Origin of the sequence: Sphingobium fuliginis (genome assembly GCF_015074805.1) — a bacterium.
GTDB lineage: Bacteria > Pseudomonadota > Alphaproteobacteria > Sphingomonadales > Sphingomonadaceae > Sphingobium > Sphingobium fuliginis.
In genome coordinates, this window is sequence record NZ_CP060035.1 from 1999015 (window position 1) to 2012076 (window position 13062).

Consider the following 13062-nt stretch of genomic DNA (forward strand, 5'->3'; position numbering starts at 1 on the left):
CGATCGGCGGTCGATAAATTGAGGAGGGCCGCCGCGGGTGTCACACCCTCCGCGGCTTCTTGCGCGATCAGATCAGCGTCCGGTCGGCGCCCTTCAGGCCCAGCATTTCGCGCGCTTCGGCGGGTGTCGCGGGCTCATGGCCGAGTTCGGCCAGGATGCGCTTGATCTTCTCGACCTGCTGGGCGTTCGATGCGGCGAGTTCGCCACGTCCGATATAAAGACTGTCCTCAAGCCCGACGCGAACATGCCCGCCCAGCAGCGCCGCCTGGGTTATGAACGGCATCTGGTGGCGGCCCGCCGCCAGCACCGACCATTTATAGCTCTCCTTGCCGAAAAGCCGGTCCGCGGTTTCCTTCATGAACACGAGGTTTTCGAGGTGCGCGCCCACTCCACCCAGGATTCCGAAGACCATCTGGACGAAGAATGGCGGCTTGATCAGGCCACGATCGATGAAATGCGCCAGCGTGTAGAGATGCGAAAGGTCATAGCATTCATGCTCATATTTGGTGCCCATGCCGCCCAGCGTCTCGAACATATAGGCGATGTCACGGAAGCTGTTGCGGAAGACATAATCGTCCGAATTGGCAATATAGTCCTTTTCCCACGGATATTTCCATTCCGTGATCTTGCCCGCCACGGGAAATAGCGCGAAGTTCATGCTCCCCATGTTGAGCGAGCATATCTCGGGCTGGAACCGGAGCGCGGCCGCGATGCGCTCCTGGACGGGCATGGTCAGACTGCCGCCGGTGGTAAGGTTGATAACCGCGTCGGTGCGCTGCTTGATCACCGGCAGGAAACGCGCGAACACCTCCGGATCGCCGGTCGGGTGGCCATCCTCGGGCCGACGTGCGTGCAGGTGGATGATCGCGGCCCCTGCTTCGGCGGCGGCAATCGACTCCTCAGCGATCTGTTCGGGGGTAATCGGCAGCGCATCGGACATGGTCGGCGTATGGATGCCTCCCGTGATTGCGCATGAAATGATGACTTTGGCCATGAAGCTCTCCATTAATAGGCCACCGCGCAAACCTCTCGGATCGCTTGGATTATTGCCTCGCCTAGCGGACGGCATGAGCCTCCCAATAGGCGCGCGCCCATGGCATGGGCAGATGGCGCATCCCGCCCTGAGATGCGTGGCAGGCATCGCTCAGGTGCTTCGATTGCGCTTGCTGCGGATGTGCGGATGACAGGCAGCCGATAGGTGCCAGCTATCGCCGGCAAGTTTCTGCCATATCGGTTTTATAGCTTTGGGCGACTAAACTCCCGCGATGCGGAGCGCGCAATCCTGCGGGTTTGTCCGGCGAAGGGCGGCACCCGAAGGAAACAAGGCGCGCAAATGATGGGCGGCGTGGCCGTCCCGACGGAAAAGAGAGACTAAGGAGAAGACAATGCAGATGCTTGATGAACGCCGATCCGAGATCGCGGCGAAAATTGTTCCGCCTTCGAAACTCGCTCATTTTGTTCTCCGCACGTCCCGCTTCGCGGAGATGGTGGATTGGTACAAGCTCGTGATGCATGCGACGGCCGCCTACGAAAATCCGGGCTTGTCTTTCCTGTCCTACGATGAAGAGCATCATCGCATCGCGATCGTGGCCGTTCCCGATCTGCACGACCAGGACGGTTCCGATGTCGGCCTGCATCATATCGCCTTCACCTATGACTCGCTTCACGACCTGCTGGAAAATTATCAGCGCCTGAAAGACCTTGGGATCGCGCCTGCATGGGCGATCAATCATGGCCCCACCACCTCGCTCTACTATCGCGACCCGGACGGCAATCATCTCGAATTCCAGGTCGAGAATTTCGTGACTGTCGAAGAATCGACGAAGTTCTTCTTTACGGAAGAGTTCAACGTCAATCCCATCGGCGTCGAGTTCGACCCGGACATGTTGCGTCAGCGGATGCTTGCGGGTGAGGACGAGACGGAACTCAAACGGCGTCCTGCAAGCGGACCGGTGGGACTGGACGCAGTCAAGATTTGACGAGGCCGGGATTCCATCGGGAACCGCGTGCCGGGCCTGAACAGGGGAACAGGGTCGAGGGATTCCGTCGGCCCAGGGTTCCTAGAGCAGATTCCGATCCGATTGCATCGGCTCGACTGCTCTAAGTTTTTGTTTTGTCGCGTTTTCCGAGTCAGCAGATGATTCCATCTGCTTGGAAAACGCTTGTCTTATGACATTGCGGTCCGTTTGGGTCATGCTGGATTGCCCGGGCCGGGGTGGCCACCCCGGCCCGGGCGGAAGGGGACGGATCGTGAAAGCGCCGGTCGTTGTGGGACCGGGTTAGAGTAGGATCGCCCCTTTCTTTTCGTGTCGGCCCGAACGGATACCGGGGTTTTGGACCCGGATGACAAGCATGGGACAGCGGAAAAGATGAGCGACAATCTACCACAGACGATCGGCATCGACATCTCCAAAGCGAGCCTCGATTGCTATGCTCACCCCATCGGCGTCGAGCGCCAGTTCACCAACACGGCCAAGGGCCACAAGGCACTGATCGCCTGGCTGCGACAATGGCCGGTCGAGCGGATCGCCTATGAGGCAACGGGCACCTATCATCGGGCGCTGGAGGCGGCTCTGGCCGACTGGCCCTGCGTGAAGCTCAACCCGGAGCGCGCCCGGCGCTTCGCCCAGGCGACTGGCATTCTGGCCAAGACCGATCGCATCGATGCCATGTTGCTGGCCCGTATGGCGGCCACCTTGCAGCCGCCGGTCAGACCCGCTCGAAGCGCACAGCAGGCGCAGATAGCGGAGCTCATCAATGCCCGAGACGGCCTCGTGCGCGATCGCACCGCGCTCAAGAATCGCGAGAAGAACCTCACCATCGCCTTCCTCAAGCGCCAGTGCCGGCAGCGGCTCGAGCAGATCGAACGGCATATCGAGGCGCTCGATACCGAGATCGCCAACCTGATCGCCGCCGATGCCGCGCTCGCCCGCCGGCATGAGATCCTCACCAGCATCGCCGGCGTCGGAACGCTGACCGCCAACCAGCTCATCGCCACCATGCCCGAACTCGGCAGCCTCGAGAACAAGCAGGCCGCATCCCTCGCCGGTCTCGCCCCCGTCGCTCGACAGTCCGGACAATGGAAAGGCAAGACCTTCATCCGTGGCGGACGCGCCAACGTGCGGCAGGCTCTCTATATGCCGGCCCTCGTCGCCGCCCGGTACAATCCCGATCTCAAGGCAAAATATCAGCAGCTCGTTACTGCCGGGAAGCCCGCCAAGATCGCCATCACCGCCGTCATGCGAAAGCTCGTCGTCACCGCGAACGCCATGCTCAAAGCCGATCGATGCTGGACGCAATCTCCAGCTTGATCATCACGGATACTCTAGCAACTTGCGGCTGGCGCACGCGCGGCGCCGGCTGCTTCATCCGCTTCATCGAACCGACGGCCCTGATGCCCGCTGCCTATCATGGGACAGAAACCGCCATCGTTTCCTTGAATAGCTAATCTTCAATAATACAACAAAGCCGGTGAATGTCGGCAGATCATAGATAAATGTCGGGAGGAAAAGATGCGTGTATGGCTGGTGACGACCGTTGCGTCCGTTTGTTTGATGCCGGGGATCGCCCTCTCGCAAGGCGCGCCGGCGGGGTCGGCCGTGCAGGAACCCGCATCGGCGGAGGAATCCACCGCCAATGGAACGGGCCTGGAAGAAATCATCGTAACCGCCCAGCGCCGGGTCGAAAGCTCGCAGCGCGCGGCGGTTGCGATAAATGTCGTCGACGGCGCCGCATTGCTGAAGGCCGGCGTGACGCAGGCGGATCGGCTCAACGAACAGGTTCCTGCGCTCTCCATCCAGCCGACGAGCACCGGCAATCTGATTTTCATCCGGGGCGTCGGCAATTTCACGCTTACCCAGAACAGCGATCCGGCCTCTGCATTCAACTATGACGGCGTTTATGTGGGCCGCCCGACCGGCACGGTTGGCGTTTTCTACGATCTCGAACGGGTCGAGGTGTTGAAAGGTCCGCAAGGAACGCTGTACGGCCGCAACGCGACGGGCGGCGCGATCAACGTCATCCCCGTGCAGCCGAAGCCTGGCGATTTTTCCGGCCATGGCTCCCTGAGCTATGGCAATTACGATGCCCTCATCGCGGAAGCAGCGGTCAACATACCCATGGGCGATGACGGGGCTCTCCGCATATCGGGCATGCGCTCGAAGCGGGATGGCTATAATCGCGATGGAACATCTGACGAGGATATTACCGCATTGCGCGTGCAGTTGAAGGCACGCCTGACGCCCAACCTGACCGTTCGCCTCGCCGCCGACCATGCGGATCTGGGCGGCGTGGGTACGAGCGTCGGTTACGACGGGCACTATGTCTATAATCCTCTGGCCGGCCGATACGCCTTTGCGCCGGCGAGCGTGCCTGCCTCCGATGGCGTGCTCACGCCTTTGGCGCAGGCCTATCGCGTCACCGTCAACGCCGGCCCGGCAGGCCGCAAGTTGGACCCGCTGGCCATCGCGCCCTATCAGAATAATCGGTTTTACGGCGCCAACGGGCTGATCGAGTGGACGACGCCCATCGGCACGCTCTCGGTCATTCCCGCATGGCGCTACAACAAGCTCGATTATCTGGCGACCAGCGGCGCCTTCGGGGCGCTCCAGCGCGAGACCGATGAGCAATACAGCCTTGAGGCACGTTTCGCCGGCAACCGCGTCGGCAGCATCGACTATACGATAGGCGCGCTTTACTATCATGAGGACATCTCTGCCGATGTCGCGCTGAGCACCTCGGCTTCGGCAGCATTCTCCAACGCGCGCTACGTCACGGAATCGATCGCGCCCTTCGGCCGGTTGACACTCCATCTGAACGACCGTGTCAGACTTGTCGGCGGTATCCGCTATACCGAGGATCGCAAGCGGTTCGCCGGCACGAGCATCTCAGGCGCGATCGTCTGCCAGCTACGGGTCGCGGGCGTGCCCACCTGTCCCAACGCTCCGCTCTTTCCCGTTGTGGAGACGCCGGCGCAGTTTCCCTTCGCCTTCCCCGCGGCGGGATCACCGCCGGTGCCGCTTCGCGTTGGCGGCGTGCCGACAGGGGCCCTCCTCATCCGCGGCGACCGAAACGACGATCAGCACCTGACCAACCGCCGCGTGACATATCGCGGCGCGGTCGAGTTCGATCTGGCTCCGCAATCGATGCTCTATGCGAGCGTGGAAACCGGCTATCGGTCGGGCGGCTTTTCAGCCGCCACCGGTTTCGAGACATATGATCCCGAATTTATCACGGCCTATACGATCGGATCGAAGAACCGGTTTTTCGACAACCGGGTGCAGCTCAACATCGAGGGTTTCTGGTGGGAATATAAGGACCAGCAGGTGTCGTCCGTCCGTCCCGACCTTGCAGGACGCATCACCAATATCACCCAGAATATCGGGCAGTCGCGCATTCGCGGTATAGAGGTCGAGGCGCGGGTATTGGCCACTCCGACGACTTTGATCAGTGGCGACGTCCAGTATCTTGACAGCCGCAACAAGTCGTTCACTTATGTAAACCAGAATAGCGGCGTGCCGCCATTGACCGGCTGCATCGCCACTCTGGATACCGCGGCGAACCGTTATAATGTGGATTGCGCGGGCAAGCCGGGCTTCAACTCGCCGAAATGGACGCTGAACATCGCTGCCCAACAGACAATTCATGTCGGCGATTTCGACATCGTCGCCAGTGCCGATACGCAGTATCGCAGTTCCCGGTATCTGGGTTTCCTCTATCTCCCCGAACAGCGCGCCTCGGGCGTCTGGCGCAGCAATGCGCAGTTGAGCTTCGGTCCGGCGAACGGAAACTGGTCGATCGCTGCGTTCGTTCGCAACATCGAGAATAACCGCACCCCGGTCTTCTCCTCGACGCAACCCATCGCCAACATCCTCGTATCGACCCGCGCCGCGCCGCGCACTTATGGCGCCCGCGCCGCAGTGAAATTCTAGAGCAGATTCCGATCCGATTGCATCGGCTCGACTGCTCTAAGTTTTTGTTTTGTCGCGTTTTCCGAGTCAGCAGATGATTCCATCTGCTTGGAAAACGCTCTAGCTGGGAAATGTCCGTGCATAAGAGAAACCAAGTCAAATCCTTCGCAACGGCCTTGCTGTCGATAGTCGCCGCCGCGCCGCTGGCCGCCGCGCCGTCCGTGGACATGGTGCGCCAGGGCGTGGTCCTTGACGGCGTGACCGTCATCGATACACGCACCGGCGCGGCAAGACCCAACAGCGCCGTGTGGATACAGGGCGAACGGATCGTCAAGGTTGCGCCGGCGCACAGCTTCAAGGTCGCTCGAACCGCGCGCCGCGTGTCGCTGCCGGGCAGGTTTGTCGTGCCTGGCTACAACGACATGCATGCGCACAACCTGAATAGCGCAAGTCCCGCAACGAGCCTGCCGCTCATGCTGGCGAGCGGAATTACGGGGTTCCGCCAGATGGCAGGCTCTCCGGAATTGCTGGCGGCGCGTGCATCGGGGAAGCCTATCCTGCCGCCAGAATCCCCGGCCCTGTTGGCTATGCCCGGTGCGATACTCATCCCCGGAGCAAGCGCCACTGCCGAGTGGATGCGGGCCGAAGTCCGCCGGCAGAAGCAACAGGGCGCCGATTTCATCAAGATAGCGGATGCCGGCCGCGAAGCCTATCTGGCGGCGATTGACGAAGCGCGTCTCAACGGGCTTCCGATCGCAGGCCATCTTGTCCCGTCGGTCACGATCAGGGAGGCCGCCGGGCATGGGATGACGTCGGTTGAGCATCTTGGCCCAGGCATCAGCGTCTTGCTGAGTTGCTCGCGTGACGAGGACGCGCTGCGGCGAATTCTGTCTTCGGCACCGGAACCGGCGGAGGCTCCGGCGAATGCCGCGCCGGAGGAGTGGAAGCGGCTTTTGGCCAATCCCATGGCGCAGCTTCCGCCGCCCGCCATCAGGCTGATCGCGCGGACGGTAGCGACGTTCGACGAAGCGAAATGCCGCACGCTCGCCCGCGATCTCGCGGCCGGGGCCATGTGGCAGGTCCCGACTCTGGCGCGACTGGAAGCGATGGAGATAGGCGACGGCCCATCCCTGCGCGACAATCCGGACAATAAATATGTGCCCGCGGAATCACGCGCGCTCTGGAACTTGGTCGGTGATGCGTTCAGCCGCCGAATGGCCGCGGGCGACCGGGAGACGCTTCGGAATCTGTTCGAACTCCAGTTGAAGGTGACGAAGCTGTTCGACGAAGCGGGCGTCAAGATGCTGGCCGGAACGGACTTCGGCGGAGGGTGGCTGCCCCCTGCTTCATTGCATCATGAGTTCGACCTGCTCGCGCGAGCCGGCATTCCTCCCTTGCGCATCTTGCAGATGACGACGATCGACGCGGCGCGCTTTCTCGGACGGGAACGGACGATGGGCGCGGTGGAGCCGGGGATGGCCGCCGATCTGGTCGTCCTCAATGCCAATCCGCTGGCGGCGGCTGGAAACCTTCACGGCATTGCCGCCGTGATGCGCGCCGGACGCCTCTACATGCGTGCGGAGCTCGATGCACTGAAGCGGCGGTCGACGCCGCGATGAGGGACTTTTCCGGCAGTCGCGGCGCCAGTGCGCTTCTCTGAACCGGGCAAGCATAAAGGACGAGCATATGAATCACTCGGTCGAGGACGTCATCCGGGAGTTGGAGAATCGGAGGATCGCCGCTCTCGTGTCAACGGATCTGGCTGCCCTCAACAATCTCCTTGCCGATGATCTCGTGCATGTGCACGGAAACGGGAAAATCGACGATAAGGAAGAGTATCTGCAAGGTGTGGCCAGCAAATATCGTTACCATTCCATCCAGCGAGGCGATCTCAACATACGCGTTTTCGGGAATGTGGCGATCGTAGTAGGTCGTCTGTCGCAAACGGTCTCGTTTCAGGGAGACGACAAGCGGATCGACATGAATGCAGTGGTCACCCAGACGTGGACCCGCGACGCGGACAACTGGAGGCAAAATAGCTGCCATACCGGTGTTGTTTCAACCTGAGATATGCCGCCGGTTCGTTGAACCGACAGCATCTTTCGTAATTCACGCCGGGCCGAAATCCAGCACGATCTTTCCGACGACATCTCCCCGTTGCAGGGCCTCCATCGCCGCGCCGGCCTCCTCCCAAGGCAGGACGCGGCCGACGACGGGATGGATACTGTGCTGAACAAGCGCACGGTTCATCGCCTCGAACATCTCTCTCGAACCGACGGTGACGCCGCGAATCCGGGCATTCCTGCCATAGATGTGCCGCACATCGATCGGCTCGACCGCGCCGCTCAACATGCCGACCACGGAGATCGCGCCGCCCAGCCGAATGGCCTTCAGGCTCTCCGTAAACGTGCCGGCTCCGCCCACCTCCACGACGAGGTCTACGCCGCGGCCGTCCGTCATCGAAAGCGCAGGGGCGCTCCATTGGGGATCGTCTCGATAGTTGATGCCGCCATCGGCGCCCAGCGCACGCATCTGCTGCAATTTGGCGTCGGACGAGCTGGTCGCCAGAACCGCCGCGCCAGCCATCTTCGCGAATTGCAGGGCGAAGAGGGAGACGCCTCCCGTGCCCTGGACGAGCACGACCGATCCCGGCTTCGCCGCGCCGGAGTGCATGACGGCGTTCCAGGCCGTCAAGGCCGCACAGGGCAAGGTTGCCGCCTCTGCCGCCGAAAGATGCGATGGAGCCGCAACCAGCGCCTGCTCGGCCGCCGTGAACATCGTCTGCCCAACGCCGTCACGCGCGGCCCCAAGCGGGCGGCGGCTTTCAGGAGAGAGTGCGCCAGCGATCCATTCCGGGAAAAAGAGCGAGCAGACGCGATCCCCCGGCCGCCATCGCGTGACGCCGTCGCCGACCGCCTCCACGATCCCGCAGGCATCCGAGAACGGGATATAGGCCCGGCCCGGTCGATCGATCGACTTTCCCGAGATCATGGCAATATCGCGATAGTTCAGCGCGACGGCCGCTGTTCGCACCCGCACTTCATGCGCGGCGAGCGGCGGCAAAGCGACATCGGTCATGAAGAGCCGGGCTTCGCCATCTTCGACGCACACTGTCAGAGCTCTTCCCTGGCTGCTTCCCGGCATGAATATTCTCCCGATGATGATGGCGCGGTTCGGTCGGGCCGCCGCGTTGGCCGGTCCCGGTTCAGCGGGGACCGAGGCGTACCGCGCCGTCGAGGCGGACCGTCTCTCCGTTCAGCATGGGGTTGCTCGCGATCGCGAGCACGAATTGCGCATATTCCCTCGGCTGGCCCAGGCGGCGCGGATGGGGCACCTGTGCCGCAAGGCTGCTCTGTACCTGCGGACTGAAACCCTCCACCATCGGGGTCAGAAATACGCCGGGAGCGATGGACACGACGCGGATGCGATGCTCCGCCAGATCGCGCGCCAGCGATAGGGTCATGCCCGCGACGCCCGCCTTGGACGCGGTATAGGCCGCCGTCCCGATCTGCCCGTCGAACGCGGCGATGGACGCCGTGTTGACGATGAGTCCCTTGTCCTCATCGGCGATGTCGGCCGCGATCAGGCGCGCGGCGAATTTCGAACTTGTGTTGAACGTGCCGACAAGGTTGACGTCGATGGTCCTGCGGAACCGATCCAAGTCGTGCGCCAGCCCGTCCCGGTCCACCGTGCGCGCCGGAAGCGCCACGCCCGCGCAATTCACCAGCAGGCGCGCGGTACCGTCACGGGCCGCCGCCGCCTCCATTGCCCGCGCGACGCTGAGATCGTCGGATACATCGACCTGATGGAAAGACGCGCCGATTTCAGCCGCACGGGAGACCCCTTGATCTTCATTGAGGTCGAAGATCGCGACTTTGGCCCCCTGCTCCCGGAGCGTCCGCGCGGTCGCCAGGCCAAGCCCCGATGCGCCCCCGGTCACGATAGCGGGCAATCCCTGCAGATCCATCGCCTTTATTCCTCCCCAATTCGTTCGCATCCTGTCCGCTTCATCAGCGGCAAACCGGGCGAATACCGATGGTGCTGACGGCGCGTGACGGGACCGGGTGTCGCCGGGACCGGACGGCGCCAGCCCCGCCTGTTACCGCCAACGCTTAAATGGCCTTGGCCAAGCCACAAAATCGCTGTGGGTGATGCGGCACATAAATATCGATGATGGATCTGTCGGCCGCGCGGCAACTCGGATCGATCGCGCTCCCCTCGATAGGATACCGCTTGTATCGCGGTAACTGATAATGCCTATCAGCGCCGCCGATTGGCCCGCCGTTCCATGTTCCAATAGAGTGCCGGCATTTCAGAACTCGTGGTGCATGAAGGCAATGATGTCCGATACGAACGATGCAGAGGTGCAGGCGGTATATGATGCCGAGCGTCGCCGGCGCGAAGCCTTGGTGACGCGCGACCATGACGCGCTGACCCGGCTTCTGTCGCCCACCTTGTCCCACACGCATACGCCAGGACATAGCGAGACACTGGAAGAGTATCTGCGCTTCGTCAGGGAAGATGTCCTCTTCCTCGACATAAGGCGGGACAAGCTGGCCGTTCGGCTCTTCGGCACGGTCGCGGTCATGACGGGTTCGATGGACAGTGTGATTCAGATACGGGCGAACGACCAGACCGTCTCGTTGCGCGCCCAGGTCCTGCAGGTCTGGGTCCAGCAGGACGGACAGTGGCGGCTAGAGGCGTTTCAAGCGACCGCGATTGCCTCCTGACGCGGCAGCGCCTGGCGTTTCCCGCTGCCTCGCTTCTCGCCTGCTGCGGATGTCCGCGCTGATTTCCTGGAGCAGCCCCCGCAGCCAGACATGGCCCGGATCGCTGTTGTTGCGAGCATGCCAGAATGCCGCCTCCGTGATCGGATCGACGGCGAATGGCGGCTCCATGATGCGCAGATGGAGCATCGGCGCGAGCATCGCCGCCAATTCATAGGGCGCGATGGCGATCATGTCGGTTCCGGGGAGCTGGAAAAGCTGGCTGGTGAAGCTGCCGATCATGACGCGGTCATGGGTGGCGACCCCCGCGAGCCGATGAGCGACATCGGGCACGGTGGGAATGTCATGGTTGGAGCTTGCATGGGGAAAGCGCGTATATTCGGCCAGCGTCAACGGCGACGACACCGGATGATCGGCGGAGACGACGCAGACGAAACGGTCCTCGATCAGCGGCATCCGGTTCATCGCCTGAAACTGATCGTCGTCGGCGAAGACCCTCTGATCGTCGAGGGTGATCTGCATGTCGAGGTCGCCAAGTTGAAGCGGATCGAAATCCTTGGTGAACCGCTCAGCCACCGCAATCCTGACGTTGGGCGCCTCGATGCTGATCCGCTGCATCAGGCCTGGCAGGATCGTATGGGTGCAATAATCCGACATGGCGAAGCGGAACGTGCGCTGCGACGTTCGCGGATGGAAGCTGGGGCCGACCTGCAGCAGCCGCTCAATGACCAGGATCGCCTCATGGACCGGATCGACCAACGCCTGCCCCTGCGGCGTCAGTTCCATCCCACGGCCGACGCGAATAAGCAGCGGATCCTGGAAAATCTCCCGCAGCCGCTGCAGGGATCCGCTCGCCGCCGGCTGGGTCACGAAGAGCCTGCGGGCCGCCCGCGTCACGCTTTTCTCCTGCAACAGCACGTCCAGGGCGCGTAGCAGGTTGATGTCGAACTGGGTCAGCTCCATCCTATCCCCTCCAGCCGGAATCCTGTTGCTGGCGGTTCAGGTCCCGATCGAAATCCCTTCAGCGCACCCCGCCGCGATTCCCATGCTGGAAGGCCTGGGCGCGGACGGTAGGCCGCCGAATAGGCATTCGATCATGGCGCGCGCCGAAAGGGTGCAAGCGTGGTTTTGGCCGTGGCCGACGACTCCAGAGCCCAGATGCCCAAAGCCCCAAAGCCCGGGAGGATGCCAGCGGAGAAGCCGTTTGCGCGGATGCGTGACGACTACTTCCGCGCTTCCAGGATGCTGACATAGTTGACGACCGCCGAGCCGCCCATGTTGAACAGCCCGACGAGGTCGGCGCCGGGAAGCTGGAAATCGCCCGCCTCGCCCTGCAACTGCATGGCCGCCAGAACATGCATGGATACGCCCGTCGCGCCGATCGGGTGGCCCTTGGCCTTCAGGCCGCCTGAGGGATTGACGGGCAGCTTGCCGTCCTTTTCGGTCCAGCCTTCCAGGATCGCCCGCTCGCCCTGTCCCTGGGGAGTGAGCCCCATGGCCTCATAGGCGAGCAGTTCGGCCGTGGTGAAGCAATCATGCGTCTCGACCAGGCTGAGATCGTCAAGGCCGACGCCCGCATCGGCCAGCGCCTGCCGCCAGGCACGGCTCGGTCCGGGCATGGCGATGATGTCGCGTCTGGACACGGGCAGGAAATCGCTGACGTGCACGGCGCTCCGAAACGCGATCGCCTTCGCCGCGGCGGCGGCCGTATCGGCGTCGGCCAGCACCAGCGCGGCGGCTCCGTCGGAGATCATGGAGCAATCGGTCCGCCGCAGGCGGCCCGCAACGAGCGGGTTCCTGTCGTTGCCGCGACAGAATTCATAGCCAAGATCCTTCCGCACATGGGCGTAGGGATTGGCGACGCCGTTGCGGTGGTTCTTGGCGGCGATGCGGGCAAGCACGTCCGACTTGTCGCCGTAGCGCTGGAAATAGGCGTCCGTGATGCCCGCGAACACACCGGCGAAGCCGCCCTGCGTTTCGCCTTCCTCCGGCAGATAGGATGCCTTGATCAGGCAATCGCCGACCGCCGCGCTGCCGAGCTCTGTCATCTTTTCCGCCCCGATCACCAGCACGCGCCGCGCCGCGCCTGCCGCGATCGCATTCCGGGCCTGGTAGACGGCGGCGCTGCCGGTCGCGCAGGCATTCTCGACCCGCGTCGCAGGCTTGAAGCGGAGATCGTCGCTGATGGCCAGTGGCAGCGAGGATACGAACTCCTGCCGCGTCATGCCGGCATTCATGGTCCCGACGAAAATCGCGTCGATGTCGCCGGGCTCCAGACCTGCATCGGCGATCGCGCTGGCCCCAGCCTCGACAATCAGACTCTCGATCGTCTCATTGGCAAGATTTCCGAATTTCGAGTGCGACCAGCCGATGATATATGCGGTCATGCTTAGTCCTTTATAGCTGTTGAGCGAACATAGCGGCTT

The 13062-nt window shown here is 62.7% G+C and carries 11 protein-coding genes; 6 read left to right on the forward strand and 5 right to left on the reverse strand.

All coding sequences use genetic code 11. From position 1 onward, the window contains the following. Positions 1-67: 67 nt before the first annotated feature. On the reverse strand, positions 68-994 hold the full coding sequence (kce, locus tag H5V43_RS09630) for a 3,5-dioxohexanoate:acetyl-CoA acetone transferase (protein WP_037483882.1): 927 nt from the start codon (positions 992-994) through the stop codon (positions 68-70). 391 nt (positions 995-1385) lie between these two features. Here kce and H5V43_RS09635 point away from each other — a divergent pair, with 391 nt between their 5' ends. From H5V43_RS09635 to H5V43_RS09655, 5 genes are all read left to right on the forward strand, one after another. After that, on the forward strand, positions 1386-1979 hold the full coding sequence (locus H5V43_RS09635; RefSeq protein WP_025551417.1) for a VOC family protein: 594 nt from the start codon (positions 1386-1388) through the stop codon (positions 1977-1979). Between the two features lie 390 nt (positions 1980-2369). Next, positions 2370-3311 carry an IS110 family RNA-guided transposase gene (locus H5V43_RS09640; protein ID WP_099186995.1) on the forward strand — a complete coding sequence of 314 codons (942 nt, stop codon included), beginning with the start codon at positions 2370-2372 and terminating at the stop codon, positions 3309-3311. A 201-nt stretch (positions 3312-3512) separates the two neighbouring features. Beyond that, positions 3513-5930 carry a TonB-dependent receptor gene (locus H5V43_RS09645; protein WP_025552259.1) on the forward strand — a complete coding sequence of 806 codons (2418 nt, stop codon included), beginning with the start codon at positions 3513-3515 and terminating at the stop codon, positions 5928-5930. Positions 5931-6046: 116 nt separating this feature from the next. Next, complete coding sequence (locus tag H5V43_RS09650) at positions 6047-7528, forward strand: amidohydrolase family protein (RefSeq protein ID WP_157846868.1); 1482 nt, start codon at positions 6047-6049, stop codon at positions 7526-7528. Between the two features lie 67 nt (positions 7529-7595). Then, positions 7596-7976, forward strand: coding sequence for a nuclear transport factor 2 family protein (locus tag H5V43_RS09655; RefSeq protein WP_025550317.1), 381 nt, complete (start codon positions 7596-7598; stop codon positions 7974-7976). A 42-nt stretch (positions 7977-8018) separates the two neighbouring features. Here H5V43_RS09655 and H5V43_RS09660 read toward each other — a convergent pair whose 3' ends face one another. Both H5V43_RS09660 and H5V43_RS09665 read right to left on the reverse strand, forming a co-directional pair. After that, positions 8019-9020: a zinc-dependent alcohol dehydrogenase family protein gene (locus H5V43_RS09660; protein WP_025550315.1), complete on the reverse strand. Its 1002-nt coding sequence runs from the start codon at positions 9018-9020 to the stop codon at positions 8019-8021. 94 nt (positions 9021-9114) lie between these two features. Beyond that, the gene (locus tag H5V43_RS09665; protein ID WP_025550313.1) at positions 9115-9876 is read right to left on the reverse strand and encodes an SDR family NAD(P)-dependent oxidoreductase; all 762 of its coding nucleotides are present in this window, start codon (positions 9874-9876) and stop codon (positions 9115-9117) included. Positions 9877-10246: 370 nt separating this feature from the next. Between H5V43_RS09665 and H5V43_RS09670 the strand changes: the two genes are divergently transcribed. Further along, a complete protein-coding gene (locus tag H5V43_RS09670; protein ID WP_052816751.1) occupies positions 10247-10639 on the forward strand; it encodes a nuclear transport factor 2 family protein in 393 nt (130 codons plus the stop codon). Here H5V43_RS09670 and H5V43_RS09675 read toward each other — a convergent pair. Together H5V43_RS09675 and H5V43_RS09680 are read right to left on the reverse strand one after the other, a co-directional pair. Continuing rightward, positions 10604-11599, reverse strand: a complete 996-nt coding sequence (locus H5V43_RS09675; protein ID WP_061939446.1) for a LysR family transcriptional regulator — start codon at positions 11597-11599, stop codon at positions 10604-10606. The genes H5V43_RS09670 and H5V43_RS09675 overlap by 36 nt on opposite strands. 260 nt (positions 11600-11859) lie before the next feature. Continuing rightward, entirely contained in the window at positions 11860-13023 is a 1164-nt protein-coding gene (locus H5V43_RS09680) for an acetyl-CoA acetyltransferase (protein ID WP_061939444.1), read from the reverse strand. Between the last annotated feature and the right edge of the window lie 39 nt (positions 13024-13062).